Origin of the sequence: Luteibacter yeojuensis (genome assembly GCF_000964085.1) — a bacterium.
GTDB classification, from domain to species: Bacteria; Pseudomonadota; Gammaproteobacteria; order Xanthomonadales; family Rhodanobacteraceae; genus Luteibacter; species Luteibacter yeojuensis_A.
Map to the genome: position 1 here is coordinate 1 of NZ_JZRB01000048.1, position 25,630 is coordinate 25,630.

Sequence of the window (25,630 nt, forward strand, 5' to 3'; positions counted from 1 at the left end):
GGCCGGGGCGGTCGAGGCAGCAGCCGGCTCAGCAGCGGGAGCGGCAGCCGGGGCGGCGGTCGAAGCAGCAGCCGGGGCCTGGTCGGCCGGGGCGGCGTCTTCGCTCTTGTTGCAGCCCGAGAGGGCGGCGACGGCGATGAGGGCGAAAGCAGCGATCGGGGCGAACTTCATGGTGTGTGGCTCCTCAAAATAGTTGTTATGAAGCAATTGCGGCAGTGGATACCCACCTGTTCCGGCGGAACCCTCCACGGCTACCACCGCAATGGCGGGCTTATCTGTGTAACACCCAGGACGAACCTACCCGAAGATAACCGCGTCTAGGGCACCACGACAATGGTGAAGCGAGCCTGTCCGGCGTGCAGCGCAGACGCGTTCCCCGCCATTTTCGGGATAAACGCGGCGCCACGCACGGGGCTGGGCTCGCAACTTGTCATTACCAAGTTGGCATTATGACATGCCGTATACATCGCATGTCCATGCGCGGGCGCGCCCGTGCGGCGGCAAGCCGCGTGCAGATGCCTATATGCGCGACATTTGCTGAGCCGCGCCACGCGTGCGTGCCAGGCGAAACAGCCCGTCGCGAGCGCCCGGTGCTTGGCAACGGCGGCTGAATTCCTATGAATCGCGCCACGCCACACGACACGGCACGATTGACAAGTTTTGCCTATCCGGCGAGCTCTGGCGCCTCGGGGCGTGCGCGCCGCGCGGTGATCGTGCTGCCAACGGACGCCAGGACGATGAACCCGATGGCCAGCCACTGGTGGGCGGTGAGCATCTCGCCGAGCAGCAACATGGCAAGCAGGGAGGCCACGGCGGGCTCGAGGCTCACCATGATGCCGAACGTCTGGCTGGGTAGCCGCTTCAGCGCCATCATTTCCAGCGACATGGGGATGGCGCTCGATACGATGGCGATGCCCACGCCGGCGGCGAGGATGCCCGGGTCGAGCAGGCTCGCGCCGGCCTTCGCGATGCCGACGGGCACGACGACGACGCTGGCCGCCACCAGGCCCAGCGACACCGAATGCCCCGCGTGCAGGTGCCCGGCCTGCTTGCCGAACAGGATGTAGAGCGCCCAGCACACGGCCGCGCCGAGCGCGAACATGACGCCGGTGGGGTCGAGCGCAGCGTGCTGCCCAAGCGGCAGCAACATGGCGAGGCCGGCGATGGCGCTGGCCAGCCAGACGAAATCGACGGCCCGCCGCGACGACAGCATGGCCACGGCCAGCGGCCCGCTGAATTCGATGGCCACGGCCAGCCCGAACGGGATGGTGCGCAGGGCCATGTAGAAAAGCAGGTTCATCACCCCAAGGGTGAGGCCGTAGCGGATGACGAATCCGGCATCGCGCCGGCCAAGCGGCCAGCGCCACGGGCGCCAGAACAACAGCAACACCAGGGCCGAGAACCCCACGCGCAGCGCCGACGTACCCTCCGCGCCGACCAGCGGGAAAAGCTTCTTGGCGAACGAGGTGCCGATGCACAGCGAGGTGACCGACCCGAGCACGGCAAGCGCGGGTAGCCAGGGGGTTGGGCGGGAATCCATTCCCGCACTTTAGCCGATCAGCCCTTCGTGCCGATGGCTTCCAGCTCGTCGAGCACATCCTTCGGCAACACGATGCTGGCAGCCGCCAGGTTCTGGCGCAGGTGCTGCGGCGACGACGTGCCGGGGATCAGCAGGATATTGGGCGAGCGATGCAGCAGCCACGCCAGCGCCACCTGCATCGGCGTCTCGTCCAGGTGCTTCGCCACCGCCGCCAGGCGGTCGGACTGCAGGGGGCTGAAGCCGCCCAGCGGGAAGAACGGCACGTAGGCGATCCCCATGCCGTCCAGCGCATCGACGAACGCATCGTCGCCGCGCTGCACCAGGTTGTACTGGTTCTGCACGCACACCACCGGCGCGATGCGCTGCGCCTCCTGCACCTGCGCCAGCGTGGCGTTGCTGAGCCCGAGGTGGCGGATGAGGCCCTTCTCGCGCAACTCGGCCAGGGCCGTGAACTGGGCCTCGATCGAACCCTCCTTCGGGGCATGGATATCGCCCATCAGGCGCAGGTTCACCACGTCGATGACATCGACGCCCAGGTTGCGCAGGTTGTCGTGCACGCCAGCCTGCAGTTCGGCGGGCTTCTGCGCAGGATTCCACGACGCGTCGTCGCCACGCACGGCGCCGACCTTGGTCACGATGGTGAGATTGCCCGGGTACGGGCTGAGCGCCTCGCGGATCAGGCGGTTGGTGACATGCGGGCCGTAGAAGTCGCTGGTATCGATGTGGTCGACACCCGACTCGATGGCCTCGCGCAGCACGGCGAGCGCGGTGGCGGGATCCTTGGGCGGGCCGAACACGCCCGGCCCGGCGAGCTGCATGGCGCCGTAGCCCATGCGGTGCACGGTGCGGTCGCCGAGGGTCCAGGTACCGGCTTTCGAGATATCAGTGCTCATGGGTGGCTCCGGGTTGGGTGGATGAAAGGACTATAGGCGCCCGCTGATTGCGCGATAATCCGTTCAAACCGGCACGGGCCGTACGGCATACCGAACAATGAGCGATTTCCAGGATCTCTCCGCCTTCCTCGCCGTAGTGCGCGCTGGCGGCTTCCGCGAAGCGGCGCGCATTGCTGGCCAGTCGGCCTCCAGCCTCAGCGAAGCCGTGCGCCGGCTCGAGGCGGCGCTGGGCGTGCGCCTGCTCAACCGCACCACCCGTTCCGTGGCGCCCACCGAGGTGGGCGCACGCCTCGCCGAACGCCTGGTGCCCGCCTTCGGCGAAGTGGAGGCCGCGCTCGACGTGGTGAACCACTTCCGCGACCGCCCCGCCGGCACCCTGCGCATCAACGTGCCCGCCAACATCGCGAAGACGGTACTGCAACCCATCGTGTTCCCGTTCCTCGAACGCTACCCCGATATCCGTTTCGAGGCCGTCGTGGAAGACAGCTTCGTCGACCTCAACGCCGCCGGGTGCGACGCGGGCATCCGCTACGACGAGCGGCTGGAACAGGACATGGTGGCACTGCCGATCGGGCCACGCGTGCAACGGCTGGTGACGGCGGCGGCACCGGCTTACCTCGCCGCGCATGGCGCGCCAGCGCACCCCCGCGACCTGTTGCAGCACCGCTGCGTGCGCGGGCAGTTTTCCGGTGGCCGCATCCCCGCCTGGGAGTTCGAGCGCGATGGCGAGGTGGTGCTCGTCGAACCACGGGGGCCCTTGCTGGTGCGCCAGGCCGCGGCCTTCGACCTGGCCGTGGACGGTGCCGTGGCGGGCCTGGGCATCGTGCACCTGTTCGATGACTGGCTGGCCCCGTACATCGAAAGCGGCGCACTGGTGACGGTGCTCGACGACTGGGTGCAGGAATTCAGCGGCCCCTTCCTTTACTACCCCGGCCGCAAGCACCTGCCCTCCCCCCTGCGGGCGTTCGTCGATTTCGTGCGCGAACAGGCCTCAGGCTGAGGGCGCACCAGGTCGCCGAGATGGGCCTCGCCTCTCCCTGATGGACGACTAGCGCCCCGCAAGGTGTTGCGGCAAGATCGCCAGACCACAGGGGGACACAACATGGAAGCGATGCGATGGGTGGGCGCGCCCGGCCGTACGGCCGTGGGCGCATGGGGCAGGCCGGGCACGATGGCCCTGGCCGTGGCGCTGGCACTTGGCTTGTCAGCCTGTGGCGGTGGCGGTGGCGGTGGCGGCAACGTGCGCGCCACGCCCACGTCACCTCCACCCGTCACACCGCCCTCCAACCCGCCCACGACGCCTCCGGGGACGCCTGGAACGCCGCCTGCCGGCACGGGCTTCACGGGCGGCGAGATCGATGTCGATGCCGGCACCGCGACGGTGCTTTCCCAGGATGTCACCGGCGCCGTGGCCCTCACCAAGGGTGGCGCCGGCACGCTCACGTTGACCGGCACGAACACCTACACGGGCGACACGACGGTCAACGCCGGCGCGCTGTACGCCGACGGCGACATGTCCGGAGCGACCGGGGCCGTAAGGGTTGCCCGGGGCGCGACCTTCGGCGGCAAGGGCACCCTCGGCGGCGATGTCTTCGTCGCCGAGGGCGCGACACTCGCACCGGGGGCGAGCGCGGCCATTGGCACGCTTACCATCAACGGTAGCCTCAACCTGGCGGCGGGCTCGGCGCTTGCCTATGACTTCGGCCCGGCCACGGGCGGCGGATCGCAAGCCAGCGACCTCATCAACGTCAAAGGCAACCTCGTACTGGACGGCACCTTGAACGTCGCGGTCGCCCAGGGCGGCGACATCGGCCCTGGCGTGCACCGCCTCATCAACTACGACGGCACGCTGACCGACAATGGCCTCTCGCCTGGCACCATGCCGTCACCGGGCTGGGTCGTGCAGACCGGCGTGGCGCACCAGGTCAACCTCGTCGACACGCGGGGCATGTCGTTCGCGTACTGGGATGGCGATGTCGGGCCGAAGGGAAACAACCGCATCGACGGTGGCGACGGTACGTGGCGCGTGGGCGGTGATAACTGGACCGATGCCAGTGGCGCGGTGAACGCCGGCTATGCCAACGGCACGTTTGCCGTATTCCAGGATGAAGCCGGTTCGGTCAAGGTCGATGACAGCAACGGTGCCGTCACCACGTCGGGCATGCAGTTCACCATGGGGGGCTACTACCTCTATGGCGACGCGATTCGACTGGTGGGCAGCGCCAGCGACCCGACGCACACGGTGATCCGCACCGGCGATGGTTCCGGCGCGAGTTATTACAACACGATCTACAACGTGCTCGAAGGCGACACGGGCCTCGTCAAGACCGACGCGGGTACGCTCATCCTCGGCGGAAACAACACGTATGCCGGCGGCACCACGATCAGCGGCGGCACCCTGCAGGTGGGCGACGGCGGCAACACCGGCTGGATCACGGGCGGCGTGGCGAACAATGGAGCGCTGGCGTTCAAACACAGCGATAACGTGGTCTTCGGTGGGGCGATCAGCGGCACCGGCACGGTGGCACAGGCCGGCACGGGCACGCTGACGCTGACCGGGAACAACACTTATACCGGCGGCACGCTGGTCCTCGGCGGTGTACTGGATATCGTCGACGCGGCGTCGGTGGGCAGCGGCGCCATCACGATCGGCAATGGCCGGGGCCAACATCCGAATGGGGCATCGACGCTCGTGGTCGAACATGGCGTAACGCTGGGCAACGAGGTCCTCCTGCAAGGCGATGGCGCGCTGACGAACGCCGGCGCGCTCGGCGGCAGCCGGGATGTTGGCGTCGGCAATGGCGCGGCTTACTCAGCCTACGGCGTCACGCTTCTCAACCAGGCCGGCGGTACCATCCGCGGGACCCACGCTGGCGTCTCGCTCACCTCGGCCATGGGCACGATCGAGAACCGGGGGGGTAGCAGCATCGAAGGTGGCGATACAGGTGTCATGCTGGCTGGCGGTGGCAGCGTCCTGAACGACGGCATGGGCAGCGTGATCCGCTCGCCGGCCGGTGTCGCCATCGATGTTTATCAAGGCAGCGCGAAGAACACAGGGGGCGGCCTTGTGTCCGGCGCCACGGGCGGCGTGGTCCTCAGGGGCGGCGCAAGCGTGGTGAATGATGGGGCAGGCAGCGCCATCACGACCATGCACGGCGATGCCATCCACGCACTCTTCGACGCCGGCTCCGTGACGAACACCGGCGGCGCGGCCATCACCGCCCCGGGGACGGCCATCTACCTGGCGGCCGGTGGCCAGGTCACCAACGGCGTGGGCTCGACGATCACCGCGACGGGCACCGAGACCAGTGCATGTGCCGGCAACGCCGCATGCGCGATCTACGTGGCGGCGTCCTCCATGCCGTCTGCCTACACCGATGGCAGCCTCCGGCTCACCAACGCCGGCACGATCAACGGCAGCGTGGTAATGATCCCGACGCTGGCGAACGACGTGACACTGGTCGCGGGGAGCACTATCCACGGCGACCTTGTCGCCGCTTCGACGATCAACTCGTTCCTGACGCTGACGTCGGCGCCAGGCACCGTGACATCGTATGCCGCGACGGTGACGGGCTCGACGCTGTTCAACGGCGGACGCCTGACCGCCAACGGCGGTGGCACCTGGCTCATCGACAAGGACGACCTCGCACCCGCGGGCACCACGATCAGCCAGGGCACAACGCTGCGCGTCGGCGACGGCAGCACGCACGGGTGGCTGGGCGACACCGCCTACATCAACTACCGCGGCACACTCGTCTTCGACCGTAGCGACGACATCACGTTCGCCGGCAGCTACCAGAATTCGGGGAGCGAGCCGTACAGCGATGTATTCGTCAAGGCGGGAACCGGCAAGCTCACGGTGACGTCGCAGTACGCCTTCGATCCCTCGGCCATCGTCATCGAAGCCGGAACGCTGCAGATCGATAACACGGGCGCCCAGCCAGGAAGCCCCAACGGCAGTTTCTATTTCCTGTCCACGACGACCAACAAGGGCGCGCTGGTTTTCGACAGCTACCTGAACATCTTCGCCGGCAACATATCAGGCACCGGCACCGTGACCCAGGATGGCTCCGCGACCCTGGTCCTGGATGGCAGCAGCACGTACACGGGCGCGACCATCATCAACCACGGCGCGGTGGCGTCGCGCCTCGGCCTGGCGGGTGACGCGATAATTGGCGCCGGTGCCTCGCTGGATGGCTACGGCGGCGCAACCATCCACCCAGGCGTCCCGCAGATCGCCGGCAATGTCAGCAACGCCGGCTCGCTTGCCGTGCATGGCGGCGACACCCGCGTCGGTGGCCAGTACACGCAGGCCCCCACGGGCACGCTCGCCGTCAGCCTGGGCAGCAAGCTCGCTGTCGACGGCGCGGCGACGCTCCAGGGCGGCACCCTGCGCGTCACGGGTGCCGACAGTGGCTACACCGCCAACAACCACACCAACGTGCTAACGGCCGGTGGTGGGCTCACGGGCACCTTTGGCCAACTGGTGAAGGACTCGGGCGTCGTGTTCACGTCGAGCACCATCCACTACGACGCGACCAGCGCGTGGCTGGATACCACGGGGCTCAACGTGACCACCGCGGCGGCAGGCAACGGCGTGGCGTACACGCCTACGTCCATGGGCAGCGCCATGCGCGTGCAGGGTGCGTTTACGCAGTTGAACCAGCAGATCGCGACGAACGGTACGCCGACGGCATCCAGCGCTTTCGTGCAGGCGGCCGGACAGTTCCAGCAGGCCCCGACACTGCAGGCCGCGCAGGCCTCGCTGCGTAGCCTCTCGGGCCAGCTCCACGCGGCCAGCGCCGCCATGACGTTTGAAGCCATCGATGCTTCGGGCAGCGCGATTGCGGAACACTTCGACGACGTGCTCGGTAATCGTGCGGGCTACGGCACGTGGACGCGCAACCTCAACGTGGGCGGCGACATGGGCCGCGCCGGTTACGACGGCGTCGGCTTCCAGCTCAATGGCTGGATGGTTGGCAGCGACCGCCAGGTGGGCGGCAACGGCGTCGCGGGCTTCGCGTTCGGCCAGAGCACAGGGCGGCAGCAGCTTGACCAGAGCCTCGACCACAACCGCAGCCGCAACACCGAGGGCATGCTGTACGCCGGTTGGCTCAACGGGAACTGGTACACGCAAGGCCGTGTCGGCTTCGGCCACTTCCAGCAGGACGTGGATCGCCAGTTGCAGCTCGGCAGCGACCTGCAGGGCGTATCGACGAACTACAGCGGTGACTACAAGGTGGCCTACGGCGAAACCGGCCTCCGCCTCGACGCCGCCGGCGGCCGCCTGACGCCCTTCGCCAGCGTCGAATACGCCAGCGTGGACCGCGGTGGTTTCGCCGAGCAGGGTGCGGGTGGCTTTGGCCTGCGCACGGGTTCGCAATCGCTCGATCGCTGGCGCGCCGGGCTGGGCCTGCGCGCCGGGCGCCACTGGGACCTTGGCGGTGGCCGTGCCATCGACTTCACCGCAAGCGCGCAGTTCCGTCGCACGCTGGCATCGCATGGCGATGCGTTCGAGGCCAGCTTCGTCGGCCTGCCGCAATGGCAGCCGCTCGTCGGCATCGGCCTGTCGCGCTACAGCGGCGTCGTGAACCTGGGCCTCAACGCGACGCTCTCCGCGCGCACGGCGCTCAAGTTCGGCTACGACTTCCAGAAGGGCCAGCGCGACCAGGCGCAGATGGTGTCGGCGCACTGGGTGATGGCGTTCTGAACGAACGAACCCTGCCAGGGGGAGCCCCCGGCAGGGTTCGATGTGCGGGAACAGGCCTCAGGTTGATGGCGGGTCGATCGTCGTTTCCACCGCATCGGCGAACCGGCGCATCAGGCGCACAAGGTCGTCGAAATCCTTTGCATCCCAGTCGCCGAATACCCGCTCGGCCATGCGGGCGCGCGCGGCATCGATCATGCCGGTCATGGCCTTGCCCTCGTCGGTGATGACCGATTCGCGCACGCGCCGGTCGCCCGCCTGCGCCTGGCGGCGGACCAGGCCCAGGCTTTCCAGCTTCGCCACCTGGCGGCTCACCGTCGTGTAGTCGCGGCCCACGCGCTCGGCCAGCTCCACGACCCCGATGGGCCCGAGGCGCTCGACCAGCACCAGCGGCGGGAACAGGGCGCGGTCGAGCTTGATCCCCGCCTCCTTGATCAGCGCCTCGTCGCCCTGCGGGCGGTTCATCACACTGACGAGGCTGATCATGGCCCCGTGCAGGGTCCGAAGCTGGGCTTCGCGATTATGTGCATCTTGCACATGTTTTTGCTTTGGCATAGGATCGCCTCCGATATATGTGCATCTTACACCTATTTGGAGCCAGCCATGACCTCTTCGCGCGTTGATGTCCTGATCTGCGGTGCCGGTGCCGCCGGCCTTACCCTTGCTATCGAGCTGGCCCGCCGCGGCGTGGCCTTCCGCCTCATCGAGAAGGCCCCCGTGCCCTTCGTCGGCTCGCGCGGCAAGGGCATCCAGCCGCGCACGCTCGAGATCTTCGAGGATATGGGCGTCCTCGACCGGATGATGGCCACGGGCAGCCCGTACCCGGTCGTGCGCACCCATGCGGCCGACGGGTCGTGGTCGGATGCGCCCGTGACAGAAGCGGCCACGCCCTCCCCGGCCGAACCCTACGTGACGCCACTCATGCTGCCGCAGTTCCTCACCGAGGGGATCCTTCGCGATCGCCTCGTGGAACTCGGTGGCCGGGTTGACTTCGGATGTGAGTTGCTGGGCTTCGAACAAGGCGACGAAGCTATCACCGTCCGCGTAGCCGGCCCGGCAAGCGAGGAGACCGTAATTGTGCGCTACCTGGTCGCCGCCGACGGCGGCCGCAGTTCGATCCGCCGCGCGCTCGGCATCGGGTTCCCGGGCAAGGAACTCGGCACCCGCGCCATCGTCGCCGATGTGACGTTGCATGGGCTCGACCGCGAGGCGTGGCATCGCTTCAGCGATGGCGACATGTCCAGGCAACTGGCCGTGTGCCCGCTCGCCGGCACGGCACTGTTCCAGATCCAGGCACCTGTCCCGCTCGACAGCGAGCCCGACCTCTCCGTCGAAGGGCTCCAAGCATTTGTCCGCGACCGCAGCGGCCGCGCCGATATCACGGTCACCGCCGTGGCCTGGGCATCGGCCTACACCATGAGCGCGCGCCTGGCCGACACATACCGGGTCGGCGACGTCTTCCTCATCGGCGACGCCGCCCACGTGCACCCGCCCACGGGCGGCCAGGGGCTCAACACCAGCACGCAGGATGCGTACAACCTGGGCTGGAAACTGGCCGCCGTGTTGCGTGGCGCGCGGGCCTCGCTGCTCGATACGTATGAAGAAGAACGCCGGCCCATCGCCGCGGGCATGCTGGGGCTTTCGACGCGCATGCTGGATGCGCTTAAGCAGGGCAGCATGCGGCGAGCGCGGGAGGTGAACCAGCTGGACCTGGGCTACGCGGGCTCGTCGCTGTCGCTCGAGGCGCCTGCGCGCGGTGACGCCGTGCTACGCGCCGGCGACCGTGCACCGGATGCGCCACTGCGGGGTGCGAGCGGCCAGCGCGTGCGGGTGTTTGACTTGTTGCGTGGGCCGCACTGGACGTTGATTGGGATGGATGTGGATCGTACGGCCGTGGCTCCCAGTGCCGGTGTTGACGTACATGTCATCGGAAACGGCCGCGAGTTGTGCGATGAGCATGGGCACTTTGCCGCCGCTTACGGCATCGATGCGGGCAGCTGGACCTTGGTGCGCCCCGATGGGTACGTAGCCGCTATCGTCGACGGCTCCGGGACGGATTCCCTCAATATGTACCTGGCTAGCCACCTGCGGCCGCTTGCCGGATCGCCGGGCGACCATGGGTAGTCAAGCATCGATGATGTCGATGCGACGGGCCTGGCAAACATCGGCGAAGTCCGCCGCATTGAAGGTAATGAGCTCATTCACTGCAAGGGTCGGATCTTCGAGAAGGCTGCGAATGACGTGATCGACAAGACTGTAGGTGGTGCTGTCCTGGCGGAGGACGTAGTCCAGGGACGACTGCTTATAGACGGCATCGTCAAGCAATACGGTGGACGGCCGCTTCACGAAGGCGTGCATGCGCGCCCTCCACGACCGATTGCGCATCAGGCGGGTGTTCAGCGCCTCATACAGGGACGGCCACGGGACGACGAGCACGCGGTGCTCGATCAACGGCTCGATAATGCAGGCCCGTTCATGGAACTGATCGCGTGCGTTGAACAACCCGAACCAGAATCCGCTGTCAGCGACGATGCTCTTGGTCACAAGCCATCTTCCTTGTTGTCGTCTTGATGTCCAAAACCTTGCCAGCGCGACGCTTTGCGGCTGCCAACGAGGAATTTGCCCGTTACCCTTCCTCCTTCGCGCTGGAACACGACATAGATGCGGTCGTTCTTTGCGAGGTTGAGACCCCCCATAAGCTCGTGCTCAAGGCGCGACTCAAGCTCAGCATCCGTACCGCTGAACTCAACTTCGAAATAAGCGAGGCCATCCCCGCACTCGACGGCGCCTGCGTTATCCAGGTAAGCGTAGAGAGCGTCGTAGTCACCTTTGACACCGAAATCGTATGACAGCCAGATAGCCTTCTTCATGTAACGGATCCTTCCTCAATGTGCCCAAATGATCCCGCATGAATCGTCGACATGTATGTAGGTGTAGGCTGAAAAACGAGTACTCCCCAACAAAAAAAACCCTGCCGGGGCATGCCCACGGCAGGGTTCGTTTCGTGCGCTGGCCTCATGGCCGCGCGAACAACTCAGAACGGAATATCGTCGTCGTCGAAGCCTTCATTGACCGGCGGAGCCGAACGCGACGGGGCGTTGCCGCCACCGCGCTGCTGGCCGTAATCGTTGCCGCCGCCACCGTAGTTGCCGCCGCCCTGGCCGCCCTGGTTGCCGCCGCGCTGGCCACCGCCACCGCCGCCGCCCCAGTTGCCACCGCCGCCACCACCGTAGTTGCCGCCACCGCCCTGGCCGCCGCGCGACTGCTGCGGACGGTTGCCGCCGAAGTTGCCGCCACCGCCACCGCCGCCTTCGCCGCCGCCCTGGCCACCGAGCATCTGCATCTCGTTGGCGATGATGTCGGTGCTGTAGCGCTCGACGCCATCCTTGTCGGTGTACTTATCGGTGCGCAGCGAGCCTTCGATGTAGACCTGGCGGCCCTTCTTCAGGTACTCGCCGGCGATCTCGGCCAGCTTGCCGAACAGCTTCACGCGGTGCCACTCGGTGCGCTCCTGCTTCTCGCCGCTCTGCTTGTCGGTCCAGGCCTCGGACGTGGCGATGCGCAGGCTGGTGATGGCCGTGCCGCTGCCGGTGTACCGGGTTTCCGGATCCGCGCCGAGGTTGCCGACGATGATGACCTTGTTGATGCCGCGTGCCATGGATTTTCCTCGTTTACGTGATGCGCCCTTCGCACCTGGCGGCCAGGGGGCCACCGGAAGAGCGGACCGGATAGTGTGGGCGATGGTGGGGCAGCGGGCAATCTCCCGGCAAGGCCTTTCTGCCTCGTCGCGGTGTAGGCCAGCGGCCACGCGCCGCGTAAGGCTTACCCGGCCGCCAGCGCCTCGTCATCGGCGATGCGCCGCGTGCCCCACAGCACCAGCGGCAACCAGGCCAGCGTGAGGGCCGCCGCGCAGCCAAAGACACCGTGCAGCCCAAGCCCGCCAAGGGCAAGGCCACCCACCGCGCCGCCGACGAAGGCGCCGAAGAACTGGCTGGTGGAGTACGCGCCCATGGCCGCCCCGCGCAGGTGGGCCGGCGCGATGCGCGAGACGAGGCTGGGCAGAGCCGCCTCGAGCAGGTTGAAGGCGGAAAAGAACACCGCGGCGGCGAACCCGAGCAGCCATTCGTGGGTGCTGGCCAGGGCCATGCCGGCCAGCGACAGGCCCAGGGCCACGACGCAGCCGACGACGATGCGGGCGCTGCGCGCGGTATCGCGCATGCGCGGCATGAAAGCGCCCATGACCAGGGCAGCGATGACCATCACGGGCAGGTAGAGCGTCCAGTGGCGGGCCACGGGAACGTCGAAGACATCGGTGAGCAGCAGCGGCAGGCCGACGAAACTGGCGGTGAGCAAGGCGTGCAGGAAGAACACCGAGCCATTGAGCACCAGCATGGAGCGATCGCCCAGCATCGCCAGGATGTCGCGGACCGAACCGGTGGCGGGGCGCTGCGCGCGGGCCGGCGTGGGCACCAGCCACCAGAGCAGGCCCATGGCGCCCAGCGCCAGCAGCGAGGTGAGCCCGAACAGCCCGCCCAGCCCGGCCACGGCTTCCAGTGGCGGGCCGAGGATGAGCGCCAGCAGGAACGAGATGCCGATGGAGACGCCGATGATGCCCATGACCTTGCTGCGGTTGGCGTCCGCCGTGAGGTCGGCGGCCAGCGCCGTGCCCGCGCCCGCCACCGCGCCCATGCCCTGCAGGGCACGGCCGATGACGATGCCGGTGAGCGTGTGCGAAAACGCCGCCACCGCGCCGCCGGCGGCGAACACCACCAGGCCCAGGGAGATGGCCGGCTTGCGGCCGATGCGGTCGGAAAGCATGCCGAGCGGCACCTGCAGCAGCATCTGGCCGATGCCGTACACGCCCAGCGCCAGGCCCACCAGCAGCGGCGTGGCGTCGGGCATGGCCCGCGCGTAGACGGAAAAGACGGGAAGGATCAGGAACAGGCCGAACAGCCGGAGGCTGATCACCAGGGCGAGCGTAAGGGCGCTGCGTCGTTCCAGGGGGCTGAGCTGGCTCACCGGGGGCACGTTCCGAAGGCGGCACCGGGGCCGGTGCCAGCACTGATTATACGGACGCGATGCCCCACGACGGTTCCCAGATGAACGGCACCCCTATAATGTGGGCTGATTTGCCGCATCCACGACGGGCCCATGCCATCCACTGCCGAAAGCCAGACCCCCCTTGATTTCGCCGGCGTCCGCGCCCTGGCCGCCGACGACATGCGGTCGGTGGATGCCCTGATCCGGCACCGCCTGTCGTCCGATGTCGTCCTGATCAACCAGATCGCCGAGCACATCATCGCGGGCGGCGGCAAGCGCCTGCGCCCCATGCTGCACGTGCTGGCCGCACGCGCCGCGGGCTACCAGGGCGCCGAGCACGCCAAGCTGGCCGCCATCATCGAGTTCATCCACACCTCCACCCTGCTCCACGACGACGTGGTGGACGAATCCGACATGCGCCGCGGCCGCAAGACGGCCAATGCCCTGTGGGGCAACGCCGCCAGCGTGCTGGTGGGTGATTTCCTCTACTCGCGGTCGTTCCAGCTCATGGTGGAACTGGACGACATGCGCATCATGCGCATCCTGGCCAACACCACCAACACCATCGCCGAGGGCGAGGTGCTGCAGCTGCTGAACATCGGCAATGCCGATGTCGACGAGGCCGCCTACCTGGCGGTGATCGAGCGCAAGACGGCCGTGCTGTTCGCCGCCGCCACCGAGCTGGGCGGCGTGCTGGGCGGCCTGCCGGCCGACCAGGTGGCGGCGCTGCGCCGCTACGGCATGGAGCTGGGCTACGCGTTCCAGATCGCCGACGACCTGCTCGATTACGTCTCCGACGCGGATACCCTCGGCAAGAACATCGGCGACGACTTGGCCGAGGGCAAGCCCACCCTGCCGCTCATCTACGCGATGCAGACAGCCGACGCCGACCAGCTGAAGTCGCTTCGCCACGCCATCGAGCACGGCGGCCTGGATTCGCTCGACCGCATCATCGAGGCCATCCGCGATTCCGGCGCGCTCGACCGGGTGCATGCCCGCGCCGTGTCGCACGCCGTGGCGGCGCGCGAGGCGCTGGCCGTGTTGCCGGCGTCGGCGCACCGCGATGCGCTGGCGGCGCTGGCTGATTATTCCGTCGAGCGGCGCTTCTAGGAGCGGTCGCCCACGGGTGTGGGCTCCTACGAGAGCACCGCGAGGCAACACGGCCGCTGTAGGAGCCCACACCCGTGGGCGATGCCTTATTTCCTGAACGCCTCGGCCAGCCAGGCCTTCATCGCCGCGTAGGCGCGCGTGGCCACCTTCGCGTCATAGCGGCAGTTGCCGGTCGGCGAGGTGGCTTCCTTCTCGGTGAAGCAATGCACCGCGCCGCCGAAATCCACCGAGGCGTAATCGACCTTCGCATCGCGCATCTCGGCCTCGAACGCCGCGCGCTGCTCCGGCGGCACGTTGGTGTCGTCGGCGCCGTTGAGCGCCAGCACGTGGCCGTGGATGTTGCTGGCGAGCTTGGGGTCGTCGGTGGCGAGCAGGCCGTGGAAGCTGACCACGGCGGCCACGTCGGCGCCCGCGCGGGCCAGGTCGAGCACGGCCGAGCCGCCGAAGCAGAAGCCGATGGCGGCCAGGCGCGCCGGGTCGATCGGGGCGTTCTTTTCCTGTGCCTTCAGCTCGTCGAACGCGCGCATGGCACGCGTGCGCATGACCTTGCGATCGGCGTAAAGCGGCTTCACCGCCGCGCCGGCTTCGCTTTCATTCTTCGGGTGGCTGTCGCCACCGTACATGTCGGTGAGCAGGATGACGTAATCCTTGCCCGCGATGTCCTTGGCCTTGGCGATGGCCATGTCGTTGATGCCGAACCAGTTGGGCACCATGACCAGGCCCGGCCGCTTCGTCTTCACGGCATCGTCGTAGACGAGGAAGCTCTTGTAGGTGACGCCATCCGCCGTCCACTGGACGGGCTTGGCGACCATGGCCGCGTGGGCGCTACCCGCGGCGCCAGCGATGAGGAATGACAGGGCAAGCAGGGTACGGCGCATCGGTGGTCTCCCTGGGGTAAGTGGCCGGAATCTTAACTGTAGGAGCCTTCAACTGTGGGAGCGCGCTTGCGCGCGATGGGGGTTGCGGCAAGTGCCATCGCGCACAAGTGCGCTCCTACAATCCAGCCGCGTGTCTTGCGAGCTGGCGCTTGAGCGCGGGGAGCCTGTCGAGGATCCGCACGCCGACGCCGCGGGCCGTCACTAGCGGGAACGATGTCCAGCCATAGATGCGGGCTAGCGCATCAAACGAGCGGGCGTCGATCTCGTCGGCGCTGCGGCGGCGGCGGGCGTAGCGGCGCAGGACATGCGTGGCGGCGAAGTCGCGCCCGGCCGCGCGCGCCTCGACCAGCGTATCGCGCAGTTCGGCCACGTCGCGCAGGCCCAGGTTCACGCCCTGCCCGGCCAGCGGATGCACCGCGTGCGCGGCATCGCCCAGCAGCACCAGCCGGCCCACCTCGTAGCGATCGGCCAGCTTCAACCGCAGCGGGAACGCCGCGCGGCGGGTGACGGCTTCGATGGGGCCGAGGCGGAAATCGCTGGCCACGCCCAGCTCGCGGCGGAACGCGTCGTCGTCGAGCGCCAGCACGCGCTGCGCTTCGGGCTCGGGCAGCGACCAGACGATGGAGCAGCGGCCATCGGCCAGCGGCAGGAACGCCAGCGGGCCGCCGGGAAGAAACCGCTGCCACGCCGTGCGCTCGTGCGGCCGGGCGGTGGCGACGTGCGCGACGATGCCGCGCTGCGCGTAATCGCGGCCGTGCGTGCCGATGCCCACCATGGCGCGCAGCGGTGAATCGGCGCCATCGGCGGCGACCACCAACTGCGCGGAAAGGCATTCGCCATCGGCCAGCTCCAGCTGTGCGCGGTCTTCGCGCATGCTGTAGCCGGTGACCTCGGCCGGCACGACGCGGCGAACGCCGGCCGCGTCCAGCGCCTGCCACAGCACGGCCTGCACCAGGTTGTTCTCGACGATGTACCCGAGCAGGTCGCGGCCCTCGTCGGCGGCATCGAAATGCAGCGTGGCGCCGTTTTCGGCATCCCACACCACCATGCTCGCGTAGGGCGACGCGCGGCCGTCGCGGATGCCCTGCCAGGCCCCGAGCTCGTCGAGCAAGCGGATGGACGAGGGCGCCAGCCCCACCACGCGCAGGTCGACGTCCTGCGACGCGGCCCACGCCGCGGGCTCGCGGGCATCCACGAGCGCCACGCTGAAGCCGGCACGGGCCAGCGCCAGCGCGGCGGCGGCACCCACCATGCCGCCACCGACGACGGCCACATCCAGCACCCCGCCGCGGCGGCGCGGCGATCCGTTGGGCCACGCATCGGTCACGGCGTTTTCTCCCGGACGGCGGCGGGCGCGTTGGCGCGGAAACCCATGCCACGGCGCGCCAGCGCATGGCGCAGCGGCGGCACGCGGTCGAGCGCCAGCATGGCCAGCGAGCGCAGCGGCCCCAGCAGGGGCTGCTCGAGGCAGGCGAGGCGGATAAGCCCATGGCTCATCGCCATGGTGCCTTCGCGGTCGGGCGCGCGGCGGCGGGCGTACTCGGCGAGCAGCGCGGGTGCGCCCGGGTCGCCACCGGCGGCCACGAGCTCGGCGAGCGTGAGCGCGTCGCGCAGGCCGAGGTTGAAGCCCTGGGCGCCGATGGGGTGCACTGTCTGCGCGGCATTGCCGACCAGCACGGCGCGCGGGCCGGTGAGCGCCGTGGCCGCCACGCGGCGGATGGGGTACGGCACGCGCTTGCCCGGCCGCGACAGCTTGCCGAGGCGCCAGCCGAAGCGATCCTGCGCGAACGCGGCGAAGGCCGCATCGTCCATGGCCGCCACCTCGGCGGCCTGGCTGGCCGCGACCGTAAGCACCACGCCGATGCGGCGCTCGGCCAGGGGCAGCACCGCGACGGGGCCCTCGCTGGTGAAACGTTCGAAGGCGCGGCCCCGCGGCTCGCGCTCCGGGGTCATGGTGCTGACGAACAGGGCCTGCTCGTAGTCGTGCTCCTGCGTACCGATGCCCAGCTGCGCGCGGATGCCCGAGAGCGTGCCGTCCGCGCCGACCAGCAAGGGGGTCGTGACGCGGGTGGCCCCCGCTGGCCCACTGACCGTCGCCACCCAGCCGCCATCCACCGCCTCGATGCCCTCGACGCGGGCGGGTGCCATGCGGGTGAGGTGGCGGCAGGTATCGAGGCGGCGCAGCAGGGCTTCGCCCAGTTCGCGCGCGGGCAGGGTCCAGCCCAGGGCGTCGACGCCTTCGCTGGCGGCATCCATGCGGACGCTGCCGAAATCCCCGGCGCGGCTGGTATGGATGTGGGTGATGGGCGTGGCCCGGCTGGCGGCGTAAGGCCAGACCCCGATGGCGGCGAGGCCGTTCACGGTGGCGCGTGCGAGGGCCAGGTTGCGTTCGTCGTAGCTGGGTTGCTCGCCCACGCGGGGCGCGGCGGCCTCGACGAGGGTGGCCGGAACGCCGGCGGCGTCCAGCGCGATGGCGAGGCTGGCGCCGACCAGGCCGCCGCCGACGATGAGGATGGGGGATGCAGGGCTCATCCGCCGATGATAGCGCCGCACGCTAGACTTGCCCGATGGGAAACCGACTTTCGAAGATCTATACGCGTACCGGCGACGATGGCAGCACCGGCCTGGGCGATGGCAGCCGCACCGGCAAGGATTCCTTGCGGGTCAATGCCTACGGCACCGTCGACGAACTCAACAGCACGCTGGGCATGGTCATCGCCAGCGAGGGCGTGGCCGACGACATCCGCGAGGTGCTGGCCCAGGTGCAGCATGAGCTGTTCGACCTGGGCGGCGAGCTCTGCATCCCGGGCATGGCCATGGTGCAGGGCAAGGACATCGACCGCCTCGAAAACGTCCTCGATGCCTTTAACGCCGACCTCCCCGCCCTGAAGGACTTCATCCTCCCGGGCGGTGGCATGGCCGCCGCCACCTGCCACCTCGCGCGCACGGTGTGCCGCCGCGCCGAGCGCGACGTGGTGGCGCTGGGCCGCGTGGAAGACGTGCGCCCCGAGGCACAGCGCTACCTGAACCGGCTCTCCGACCTGCTCTTCGTGCTGGCCCGCGTGCTGGCGCGGCGCAGCGGCCACGGCGAAGTGCTATGGCAGCACGAGCGGCGCCCGCGCGGGTAAGCCCCACGGTGTAAGCTCCCGGGAAACGTCGTCAGGGGTTCGAGCGTATGGAAAGGGTGCCATCGTGCGGTACGGGCGGCGATTCTGCTAAGTTGGCCGCCTTTCGAACGGACAAAGCCCCGCCAGTGACGCCCCGGAACAGCATCCTGCCCAGACGCCGCCTGCTGGCGACCGCCGTTGCCCTCGTCGTATCGGGCACCGCCTTGCAAGCCCAGGCCCAGTCCCAGCCCACCACCACGGGCAGCCTGGGCACGGCCCCCACCACCGCCGTGACGTCGCCGCACGATGCCTCGGCCGTGGAAACCTGCAAGCTTGGCTCGTTCGTGTGCGCCCCGCGCCCGGTCAGCTATGCGCAGTGCAGCCCCAACGCCATGCTCGACTTCTACGATCCCACGATCACGAAGGACACGACGCTGCGCGACACGGCCATCACCGATACCGTCTCGAACATCAACGGCACCCAGGGCGTGAAGGTCGAGAGCCCCGAGCCGAACGTCTACCACATGACCGGCGGCGTGCGCCTGCAGCGCGCCGACCAGGTGCTCCAGGCCGAGGACGTCACCTACAACGCCGATTCCACGGCCTACGATGCCCGCGGCAACGTGCGCTACCAGGAAGCCGGCATGCTGCTGCGTGCCGACCGCCTCACCGGCACCACCACGCCGAACCAGGGCGATGCCGACAAGGTCACCTACCAGCTGCTGCAGTCGCGCGGCAACGGCGTATCCGACCACGCCACGGTGATGGACCCGCAGCACGCCCGCATGCGCCTCGCGTCGTACTCCACGTGCGACGTCGGCAAGCACCAGTGGGAGTTCCGGGCGAAGACGGTCGACCTCAACAAGGACACGGGCGTGGGCGTGGCCCGCAACGGCACCATGCGCTTCAAGGGCGTGCCGTTCATGTGGCTGCCCTACTTCACGTTCCCGCTCGACGACCGCCGCAAAAGCGGCTTCCTCTACCCGACGTTCGGCTCATCGAGCCACTCGGGCACGTACCTGTCCATCCCGTACTACTTCAACCTGGCGCCGAACTACGACGCCACGGTGGCGCCGCGCTACTACACCGATCGTGGCCCCATGGTGTCGGCGGAATTCCGCTACCTGCAGCCGCGCTCCAACGGCACGTTCTATGTCGAGTACATGAACAACGACAAGGGGCCGGACGACGATTTCTCGGGCTTTGGCGATCGTGACGGCTCGAAGCAGCGTTACCTCGTGCAGATCGCGAACAGCACGAACCTGGGCGATGGCTTCGGCCTCAGCGCCAACATCAACCGGGCATCCGACAACGAATATTTCCGCGACTTCGGCAACGACCTGTACACCTCCTCCGTCGGCATCCTCACCTCGTCGGTGTATGTGTCAAAGGGTGGCAAGTACTGGTCGGCGTCGCTGGGCGTGGACGATTACCAGAACGTCGACCCAGGCCTGCCCAATTACGTCGAGCCCTACCGCCGCTGGCCGCGCGGCACGTTCAACGCCGAGGTACCGCTGAATTCCTGGCTCGATGCCGGCATCGATTCGGAAGCCGTGGCCTTCCGCAAGACCGACCGCGCGCCCGGCCAGTTCAATGGCAACCGCCTCGACCTGGCGCCCTACCTCGCGGGCGATTTCGGCGGGCCGGCGTGGTTCGTGCGCCCGCGCCTGGAATACCGCTACACCGGCTACCAGCTCGATAACCGCTACAACAAGTCGGTGTATTCCGACCGCACGCCGTCGCGCTCGCTGCCCATCGCCAGCCTGGATTCGGGCCTGGTGTTCGACCGCCCGACGCACCTGTTCGGCGAGGACTACACGCAGACCCTCGAGCCGCGGCTGTACTACCTGTACGTGCCCTACCGCGACCAGAGCAAGATACCCACCTACGACAGCAACGAGATGTCGTTCGACTTCTGGCAGCTGTTCACCACCAACCGCTTCGCCGGCGCCGACCGCCAGATGGACGCCAACAACGTCTCGCTGGCGCTCACCAGCCGCCTGCTGGACGACAACGGCGTGGAGCGCGTCTCGGGCAGCATCGGCCAGATCCGCTACCTCAACGACCAGCGCGTGACCATGCCTGGCGTCGCCCCCACGGACTTCAACGGCTCCAACTACGTCGCCCAGCTGGCCATCCAGCTCAACGACAAGTGGCGCCTGAACAGCTCCTACCAGTGGAACCCGAACAGCAAGCAGAGCCCCTACCTGAACACCGACGGCCAGGTGTTCTTCCAGGGCCACGACACCGACCTGGCCACGGTGTCGCTGCAGCGCCGCATCAAGGGCGACGGCATCTTCAACTTCTCGTACCGCTACCGCCGGAACGTGATGGAACAATTCGACACATCGGTGGTCTACCCCGTGTCCGAGCGCTGGCGCGCCCTGGCACGCTGGGTCTTCGCCCGGCGCGACATCCTGCCGTACACCGCCGACAACGGGGCCACGTTCAGCACGTTCACGTTCTCGCACCGCACCCTGGAGGCCGCCGCCGGCGTCGAATACGACAGCTGCTGCATCGCCTTCCGCATCCTGGGCCGCCACTATGTCCAGGATTACACCCGGCGGACGAACAACGCGATCATGTTTGAGCTGGAATTCAAGGGGCTGGGCTCCCTGAACCCCCAGTCGGGCCAGTACCTGCGGCGTGCTATCCTTGGCTATCAATAAGTGGGGCAGGCGCCCCGGGCTCCCTATTCGATGAAGCAGATCCTCGCTCAATCCATGCTCGCCGCCGCCATCCTGGCGGCCGTGCCCACCGCCCATGCCCAGATGCTGCCGCAGGCCCAGCCCGCCGCCGCCGGCGCCGCCGTGGGCAACGGTTCGCTCGACCGCATCGTGGCCGTGGTGGAGGAAGACGTCATCCTCCAGAGCGAGCTGAACGAGGCCATGAACGCCATCGTGCGCCAGTACGCGCAGAACCCGCAGCAGCTGCCGCCGCAGGACGTGCTCGCGCGCCAGGTGCTCGACCGCCTCATCCTCATGAAGCTGCAGGTGCAGCGCGCCAACGACCAGAACATCCATGTCAGCGACCAGGACATCGACCAGGCCGTGGCCAACGTCGCCCAGCAGAACAAGATGCAGCCCGACCAGCTCCGCGCGGCGGTCGAACAGGACGGCACCAGCTTCGCCGCCTTCCGCCAGCAGCTTTCCGACCAGCTCATCGCCCAGAAGCTCCACGAGAGCGTCGTCCGCGACCAGGTGACGGTCACCGATGCCGAGGTGAACAACCTCCTCGCCAGCCCCACCTACAAGGCGGGCGAAGTGCACCTGGCCCATATCCAGGTCAGCACGCCGGCCGAGGGCGGCGCCGCCGATATCGCCGCCGCGCAGAAGAAAGCCGACGAAGCCATCGCCGCCATCAAGGGCGGCATGGATTTCAACGCCGCGGCCATCCGTTATTCCGACGCCCCCGACGCGCTCGAGGGCGGCGACCTGGGCTGGCGCCGCCTCGACGAGGTGCCGCCGGCCTTCGCCGACGCCGTGGCCTCGCTCAAGCCGGGCGACACCACCGCAGCCATGCGCGGCCCCACGGGCTTCCACATCCTGAAGCTGGTGGAAACCCGCCAGCCGGGCCGGCAGGTGGTCACCGAGTACCACGCCCGCCAGATCCTCATCAAGCCGTCCGAAATCGTCACCCCGGAGCAGGCCGAGAAGAAGGCCGAGGACATCTACACCCGGGTAACCGACAAGAAAGAAGATTTCGCCAAGATCGCGAAGGACGATTCCAAGGACAACACCACGGCCAACGCCGGCGGCGACATGGGCTGGTTCCAGAAAGACGCCTGGGGCCAGGCCGTCGCCACCCAGCTCGATGGCCTGAAGGAAAACCAGGTCTCCAAGCCCTTCCAGACCGACGCCGGCTGGATCGTCCTGCAGCTGCTGGGCACCCGCCAGAGCGACGTCACCGAGGAAGCCACGCGCGCCCAGGCCCGCCAGGCCATCGGCAACCGCAAGGCCGACGAGGCGTACGAGAACTACCTGCGCGAACTGCGTTCGTCCTCGTACGTCGACGTCCGCGTGCCCGAGCTGCGCGACCCCGACGACAAGCAGCAGAAGCAGGCGTCGGCGTCCACGACGAACTAAAGGCATGAACGCGGCCACCCTGCCACGGCTCGCCGTCACCGCCGGTGAGCCTGCCGGGGTAGGCCCTGAACTCCTTGCCCGCCTGGCGGCCAGCGACCTGGCCGCCGACCTCGTCGCCATCACCGACCGCGGCCTCCTCGGGCAGGCCGCCGCGGCCTGCGGCATCCGCCTGCACCTCGCCGACGACGACGGCCAGCGCATCGCCCACCGCCCGGCCGGCCACCTGCGCGTGCGCCACGTGCCCCTGGGCGCACCCGTGCGCTTCGGCCAGCCCGACCCCGCCAACGCCCACCACGTGCTCGCCATGCTTGGCGCGGCGGCCGATGGCTGCCTCGACGGCGGCTTCGACGCCGTGGTGACGGGCCCGGTGCAGAAGGCCAGCATCAACGAAGCCGGCGTGCCCTTCAGCGGCCACACCGAGTTTTTCGCCGAGCGTGCCGGCGCCGAGGTGGTGATGATGCTGGCCAGCCCGGCGCTACGCGTGACGCTGGCCACCACCCACCTGCCCCTTGCCGCCGTGCCCGCCGCCATCACCCCGGCGCTGCTGGAGCGCACGCTGCGCATCGTGGATGCCTCGCTGCGCCAGGGCTTTGGCCTGGCCCGGCCACGCATCGCCGTGCTCGGCCTCAACCCCCACGCGGGCGAGGGCGGGCACATGGGCCGCGAAGAACAGGACACCATCATCCCGCTGCTCGAGCGCCTGCGCGCCGGCGGCATGGACCTGATCGGCCCCCTGCCCGCCGATACGGCCTTCGTGCCGGCCATGCGCCCCCGCTACGACGCGGTGCTGGCCATGTACCACGACCAGGCCCTGCCCGTGCTTAAAAGCGAAGCGTTCGACAGCACCGTCAACGTCACGCTGGGCCTCCCCTTCATCCGCACGTCCGTGGACCACGGCACGGCGCTGGACCTCGCCGGCACCGGCCGCGCGGACCCGGCCAGCCTGTTCGCCGCCACGCGCCTCGCCATCGACCTTGCCCGCCACCGGGCCGCCGCATGAACGCACGCCCCAAGAAAAGCTTCGGCCAGCATTTCCTCCACGAGAAGCGCTACATCGAGCGCATCGTGTCCTCCATCGCGCCCCGGGATGGCGATACCGTCGTCGAGATCGGGCCCGGCGAGGGCGCCATGACGATGCCGCTGCTGGCCGTGGCGAAGAAGCTCACCGCCATCGAACTCGACACCGACCTCATCCCCGGCCTGCAGGCACGCGCGGCGCCCATCGGCGACCTGCGCATCGTGCATTCCGACGTACTGAAGGTCGATTTCAGCGCGCTGGCGCGGGAACTGGGCGCCGAGCGCCTGCGTATCGCCGGCAACCTGCCCTACTACATCTCCAGCCCCATCCTGTTCCACTGCGTCGAGCACGCCGCGGCCATCCAGGACATGCACTTCATGCTGCAGAAGGAAGTCGTCGACCGAATGGCCGCCGAGCCAGGCAGCAAGGTCTACGGCCGCCTCAGCGTCATGCTGCAGCTGGCCTGCAAGGTCACCCCGCTGTTCACGGTGCCGCCGGGCGCGTTCCGCCCACCGCCGAAGGTCGATTCCGCCGTGGTGCGCCTCGTGCCGCTGGCGCCCGACCAGCTGCCCAAGGGCGACCCGGCGAAAATCCACGCCGTGGTGAAGGCCGCGTTCGCCATGCGACGCAAGACGCTCTCGAACACGCTGAAGGGCCTTGTCGACGAAGCCACCATCCGCAGCCTCGGCATCGACCCGAAGGCCCGTGCGGAAACGCTTTCGCCGGCGGATTTCGTGAAGCTCGCGAACGCGACCTGAACAAGATACGGGCATACTTGCCCACCCCCGCCGCGTCCCACACAATCCCCTGCATGAACTCGAAAAACCCCTACACGATCGACGTGGAGGTCGAAACCCGCTTCGTACCCGACCAGTCCCAGCCCGGCGATAACCGCTACGTGTTCGCCTACACGATCACGCTGCGCAACGCGGGCGACACCGGCGCGCAGTTGCTCGGCCGCCACTGGGTCATCACGGACGCGAACGGCAAGATCGAGGAAGTGCGCGGCGACGGCGTCGTCGGCGAACAGCCGTGGATGCGCCCGGGCGACACCTACGAGTACACCTCGGGCGCGGTATTGGAAACCGCGGTGGGCACCATGGCAGGCAGCTACCGCATGGTGGCGGATGACGGCACGCACTTCGACACGCCCATCCCCGCCTTCGTCCTGTCGATCCCCCGCACGCTGCATTAAGGACACCGCATGGATAGCGACAACGCCACTGGCATCCCGATGAAGCGAGCCACCTGATGGCCGTCTACGCGATCGGCGACGTCCAGGGTTGCTACCCCGAGCTCCAGCGCCTGCTGGAGAAGATCCGCTTCGACCCGGCAGCCGACCAGCTATGGTTCTGCGGCGACCTGGTGAACCGCGGCGGCGAATCCCTCGCCACGCTGCGGCTCATCCACTCGCTGCGCGAACGCAGCATCATCACGCTGGGCAACCACGACCTCTCGCTGCTGGCCATTGGCCAGCGCCGCGAGGACGCACAGCAGCGCGTGAACCCCGAGCTGCGCGAAGTGCTGTTCGCCGACGACGCACCGGTGCTGCTCGAGTGGCTGCGCATGCAGAAACTGCTGCACCACGACGAGGCCCTGGGCTGGACGATGATCCATGCCGGCCTGGCGCCGACATGGACCCTGCGCCAGGCACAGCGTGCCGCCATGGAGGTGGAACGCGAGCTGGGCAGCGCCCGCCACCAGCGGCTGCTGAAGAACATGTTCGGCAACCGCCCAGCGGCGTGGACCAACCGCCTGCAGGGCGTGGAACGCCACCGCGCCACCATCAATACGCTCACGCGCATGCGCTATTGCGACGTGAACGGCCGCATCGATTTCGAAGGCAAGGACCGCCCGGGCACGCAGAAGCCGGGCATGTACCCGTGGTTCGAAGTGCCGGGCATGCGCAAGCGCGAGACCAAGATCGTCTGCGGGCACTGGTCGGCACTGGGCCGCTTCGCGGGGCTTGGGGTGTACGCGATCGATACGGGCTGCGTGTGGGGCGGGCAGCTGACGGCCATGCGTATCGACGAGGAAGAACCGCAGTACATCACGGTGCAGGCGGAACCACACCGCCAGAAGCCAAAAGGCGGCGGCGACTAATGTGGGAGCCAGCTTGCTGGCGATGCTCTTGAAAAGCCCGGCTACGTGCCGGGCTTTTTTATCGGTTCATTCGCTGCAGCGAATGCATGGCTTAAGCGGCATTCGCCGCCTTAGGCGTGTGCGGAGTCGCGAGTCGGCGGCGGGTGGGC

The 25,630-nt window shown here is 68.3% G+C and carries 21 protein-coding genes; 11 read left to right on the forward strand and 10 right to left on the reverse strand.

The genetic code is table 11. The features are described from left to right. Window positions 1-664: 664 nt before the first annotated feature. Together VI08_RS17865 and VI08_RS17870 are read right to left on the reverse strand one after the other, a co-directional pair. Complete coding sequence (locus VI08_RS17865; protein WP_045830992.1) at window positions 665-1,540, reverse strand: EamA family transporter; 876 nt, start codon at window positions 1,538-1,540, stop codon at window positions 665-667. A 17-nt stretch (window positions 1,541-1,557) separates the two neighbouring features. Further along, window positions 1,558-2,433, reverse strand: a complete 876-nt coding sequence (locus tag VI08_RS17870) for an aldo/keto reductase family oxidoreductase (protein ID WP_045830993.1) — start codon at window positions 2,431-2,433, stop codon at window positions 1,558-1,560. A gap of 97 nt (window positions 2,434-2,530) precedes the next feature. Between VI08_RS17870 and VI08_RS17875 the strand changes: the two genes are divergently transcribed. Both VI08_RS17875 and VI08_RS21070 read left to right on the forward strand, forming a co-directional pair. After that, entirely contained in the window at window positions 2,531-3,433 is a 903-nt protein-coding gene (locus VI08_RS17875) for a LysR family transcriptional regulator (protein WP_045830994.1), read from the forward strand. 102 nt (window positions 3,434-3,535) lie between these two features. Further along, window positions 3,536-8,143: an autotransporter domain-containing protein gene (locus VI08_RS21070; RefSeq protein ID WP_157006911.1), complete on the forward strand. Its 4,608-nt coding sequence runs from the start codon at window positions 3,536-3,538 to the stop codon at window positions 8,141-8,143. A 57-nt stretch (window positions 8,144-8,200) separates the two neighbouring features. Here VI08_RS21070 and VI08_RS17885 read toward each other — a convergent pair whose 3' ends face one another. Continuing rightward, window positions 8,201-8,626 (reverse strand): MarR family winged helix-turn-helix transcriptional regulator, encoded by a 426-nt coding sequence (locus tag VI08_RS17885; protein ID WP_198148996.1) that lies wholly within the window; start codon window positions 8,624-8,626, stop codon window positions 8,201-8,203. A gap of 117 nt (window positions 8,627-8,743) precedes the next feature. Here VI08_RS17885 and VI08_RS17890 point away from each other — a divergent pair, with 117 nt between their 5' ends. Continuing rightward, window positions 8,744-10,264, forward strand: coding sequence for an FAD-dependent oxidoreductase (locus VI08_RS17890; protein ID WP_045830996.1), 1,521 nt, complete (start codon window positions 8,744-8,746; stop codon window positions 10,262-10,264). On the opposite strand, the gene VI08_RS17895 is transcribed toward VI08_RS17890, so the two are convergent. The 4 genes from VI08_RS17895 to VI08_RS17910 form a co-directional block, all read right to left on the reverse strand. After that, window positions 10,265-10,684 carry a hypothetical protein gene (locus VI08_RS17895; RefSeq protein WP_045830997.1) on the reverse strand — a complete coding sequence of 140 codons (420 nt, stop codon included), beginning with the start codon at window positions 10,682-10,684 and terminating at the stop codon, window positions 10,265-10,267. It lies immediately after the preceding gene. Next, window positions 10,681-11,010 carry a hypothetical protein gene (locus VI08_RS17900; RefSeq protein ID WP_045830998.1) on the reverse strand — a complete coding sequence of 110 codons (330 nt, stop codon included), beginning with the start codon at window positions 11,008-11,010 and terminating at the stop codon, window positions 10,681-10,683. The genes VI08_RS17895 and VI08_RS17900 overlap by 4 nt, the downstream gene beginning before the upstream one ends. Window positions 11,011-11,174: 164 nt before the next feature. Beyond that, window positions 11,175-11,798, reverse strand: coding sequence for a single-stranded DNA-binding protein (ssb, locus tag VI08_RS17905; RefSeq protein WP_045830999.1), 624 nt, complete (start codon window positions 11,796-11,798; stop codon window positions 11,175-11,177). Between the two features lie 164 nt (window positions 11,799-11,962). Next, window positions 11,963-13,159 (reverse strand): MFS transporter, encoded by a 1,197-nt coding sequence (locus VI08_RS17910; protein WP_045831000.1) that lies wholly within the window; start codon window positions 13,157-13,159, stop codon window positions 11,963-11,965. A 132-nt stretch (window positions 13,160-13,291) separates the two neighbouring features. On the opposite strand from VI08_RS17910, the gene VI08_RS17915 reads away from it, so the two are divergent. Continuing rightward, window positions 13,292-14,290, forward strand: a complete 999-nt coding sequence (locus VI08_RS17915) for a polyprenyl synthetase family protein (RefSeq protein ID WP_045831001.1) — start codon at window positions 13,292-13,294, stop codon at window positions 14,288-14,290. Between the two features lie 86 nt (window positions 14,291-14,376). On the opposite strand, the gene VI08_RS17920 is transcribed toward VI08_RS17915, so the two are convergent. The 3 genes from VI08_RS17920 to ubiH form a co-directional block, all read right to left on the reverse strand. Then, complete coding sequence (locus VI08_RS17920) at window positions 14,377-15,168, reverse strand: dienelactone hydrolase family protein (protein WP_045831002.1); 792 nt, start codon at window positions 15,166-15,168, stop codon at window positions 14,377-14,379. A 115-nt stretch (window positions 15,169-15,283) separates the two neighbouring features. Next, window positions 15,284-16,495 (reverse strand): UbiH/UbiF/VisC/COQ6 family ubiquinone biosynthesis hydroxylase, encoded by a 1,212-nt coding sequence (locus tag VI08_RS17925; protein WP_045831003.1) that lies wholly within the window; start codon window positions 16,493-16,495, stop codon window positions 15,284-15,286. Further along, window positions 16,492-17,700 carry a 2-octaprenyl-6-methoxyphenyl hydroxylase gene (gene ubiH / locus VI08_RS17930; RefSeq protein ID WP_045831004.1) on the reverse strand — a complete coding sequence of 403 codons (1,209 nt, stop codon included), beginning with the start codon at window positions 17,698-17,700 and terminating at the stop codon, window positions 16,492-16,494. The genes VI08_RS17925 and ubiH overlap by 4 nt, the downstream gene beginning before the upstream one ends. 35 nt (window positions 17,701-17,735) lie before the next feature. Here ubiH and VI08_RS17935 point away from each other — a divergent pair, with 35 nt between their 5' ends. From VI08_RS17935 to VI08_RS17965, 7 genes are all read left to right on the forward strand, one after another. Beyond that, window positions 17,736-18,296 carry a cob(I)yrinic acid a,c-diamide adenosyltransferase gene (locus VI08_RS17935; protein ID WP_045831005.1) on the forward strand — a complete coding sequence of 187 codons (561 nt, stop codon included), beginning with the start codon at window positions 17,736-17,738 and terminating at the stop codon, window positions 18,294-18,296. A gap of 125 nt (window positions 18,297-18,421) precedes the next feature. Beyond that, window positions 18,422-20,944, forward strand: a complete 2,523-nt coding sequence (locus VI08_RS17940; RefSeq protein ID WP_045831006.1) for an LPS-assembly protein LptD — start codon at window positions 18,422-18,424, stop codon at window positions 20,942-20,944. A gap of 30 nt (window positions 20,945-20,974) precedes the next feature. Beyond that, window positions 20,975-22,360, forward strand: a complete 1,386-nt coding sequence (locus VI08_RS17945; RefSeq protein ID WP_045831007.1) for a peptidylprolyl isomerase — start codon at window positions 20,975-20,977, stop codon at window positions 22,358-22,360. A 4-nt stretch (window positions 22,361-22,364) separates the two neighbouring features. Further along, complete coding sequence (pdxA, locus tag VI08_RS17950) at window positions 22,365-23,360, forward strand: 4-hydroxythreonine-4-phosphate dehydrogenase PdxA (protein ID WP_045831008.1); 996 nt, start codon at window positions 22,365-22,367, stop codon at window positions 23,358-23,360. Continuing rightward, window positions 23,357-24,136, forward strand: coding sequence for a 16S rRNA (adenine(1518)-N(6)/adenine(1519)-N(6))-dimethyltransferase RsmA (rsmA, locus tag VI08_RS17955; protein ID WP_045831009.1), 780 nt, complete (start codon window positions 23,357-23,359; stop codon window positions 24,134-24,136). The genes pdxA and rsmA overlap by 4 nt, the downstream gene beginning before the upstream one ends. Window positions 24,137-24,189: 53 nt before the next feature. After that, the gene (gene apaG / locus VI08_RS17960; RefSeq protein ID WP_045831010.1) at window positions 24,190-24,573 is read left to right on the forward strand and encodes a Co2+/Mg2+ efflux protein ApaG; all 384 of its coding nucleotides are present in this window, start codon (window positions 24,190-24,192) and stop codon (window positions 24,571-24,573) included. 56 nt (window positions 24,574-24,629) lie between these two features. After that, a complete protein-coding gene (locus tag VI08_RS17965; protein WP_045831011.1) occupies window positions 24,630-25,481 on the forward strand; it encodes a symmetrical bis(5'-nucleosyl)-tetraphosphatase in 852 nt (283 codons plus the stop codon). The last annotated feature ends 149 nt before the right edge of the window (window positions 25,482-25,630 follow it).

Coding starts and splice junctions, on each gene's coding strand:
- VI08_RS17865 (WP_045830992.1), bottom strand. CDS start 1,540: ATGGATTCCCGCCCAACCCCCTGGCTACCCGCGCTTGCCGTGCTCGGG.
- VI08_RS17870 (WP_045830993.1), bottom strand. CDS start 2,433: ATGAGCACTGATATCTCGAAAGCCGGTACCTGGACCCTCGGCGACCGC.
- VI08_RS17875 (WP_045830994.1), top strand. CDS start 2,531: ATGAGCGATTTCCAGGATCTCTCCGCCTTCCTCGCCGTAGTGCGCGCT.
- VI08_RS21070 (WP_157006911.1), top strand. CDS start 3,536: ATGGAAGCGATGCGATGGGTGGGCGCGCCCGGCCGTACGGCCGTGGGC.
- VI08_RS17885 (WP_198148996.1), bottom strand. CDS start 8,626: ATGATCAGCCTCGTCAGTGTGATGAACCGCCCGCAGGGCGACGAGGCG.
- VI08_RS17890 (WP_045830996.1), top strand. CDS start 8,744: ATGACCTCTTCGCGCGTTGATGTCCTGATCTGCGGTGCCGGTGCCGCC.
- VI08_RS17900 (WP_045830998.1), bottom strand. CDS start 11,010: ATGAAGAAGGCTATCTGGCTGTCATACGATTTCGGTGTCAAAGGTGAC.
- ssb (WP_045830999.1), bottom strand. CDS start 11,798: ATGGCACGCGGCATCAACAAGGTCATCATCGTCGGCAACCTCGGCGCG.
- VI08_RS17915 (WP_045831001.1), top strand. CDS start 13,292: ATGCCATCCACTGCCGAAAGCCAGACCCCCCTTGATTTCGCCGGCGTC.
- VI08_RS17920 (WP_045831002.1), bottom strand. CDS start 15,168: ATGCGCCGTACCCTGCTTGCCCTGTCATTCCTCATCGCTGGCGCCGCG.
- ubiH (WP_045831004.1), bottom strand. CDS start 17,700: ATGAGCCCTGCATCCCCCATCCTCATCGTCGGCGGCGGCCTGGTCGGC.
- VI08_RS17935 (WP_045831005.1), top strand. CDS start 17,736: ATGGGAAACCGACTTTCGAAGATCTATACGCGTACCGGCGACGATGGC.
- VI08_RS17945 (WP_045831007.1), top strand. CDS start 20,975: ATGAAGCAGATCCTCGCTCAATCCATGCTCGCCGCCGCCATCCTGGCG.
- pdxA (WP_045831008.1), top strand. CDS start 22,365: ATGAACGCGGCCACCCTGCCACGGCTCGCCGTCACCGCCGGTGAGCCT.
- rsmA (WP_045831009.1), top strand. CDS start 23,357: ATGAACGCACGCCCCAAGAAAAGCTTCGGCCAGCATTTCCTCCACGAG.
- apaG (WP_045831010.1), top strand. CDS start 24,190: ATGAACTCGAAAAACCCCTACACGATCGACGTGGAGGTCGAAACCCGC.
- VI08_RS17965 (WP_045831011.1), top strand. CDS start 24,630: ATGGCCGTCTACGCGATCGGCGACGTCCAGGGTTGCTACCCCGAGCTC.